Raw genomic sequence first — 222 nt, 5'->3', positions numbered from 1 at the left:
CGACGTCGGCGTCCCGGCCGATCCGGTGCAGCGCCCGGCGCGCGCCGGGCAGCATCGACCAGCCGACCTCGTGGCCGTGCGTGGTGGCGACGACCCGCTCCACCCCGGCCCGGCGGCGGAGGTACGGGCCGAGCAGCCCCAGCGGCGCGGCCGCGCCGAACCAGACGGTCCCGGCGTCGTGCTCGCGGGCCAGCTCCGCGGCGCGCCGGGCGACCTCGGGGA

The 222-nt window shown here is 81.5% G+C and carries 1 pseudogene; it reads right to left on the bottom strand.

The features are described from left to right. A pseudogene (locus GTW08_RS14860) lies at positions 1–222 on the bottom strand (alpha-(1-2)-phosphatidylinositol mannosyltransferase); the annotation flags it as partial.

It is taken from the genome of Pseudonocardia sp. SID8383 (assembly GCF_009864975.1).
Classification (GTDB): domain Bacteria; phylum Actinomycetota; class Actinomycetes; order Mycobacteriales; family Pseudonocardiaceae; genus Pseudonocardia; species Pseudonocardia alni.
Note: the sequence above shows the minus strand (reverse complement) of the source record. Positions and strands in the feature narration are given on the sequence as shown.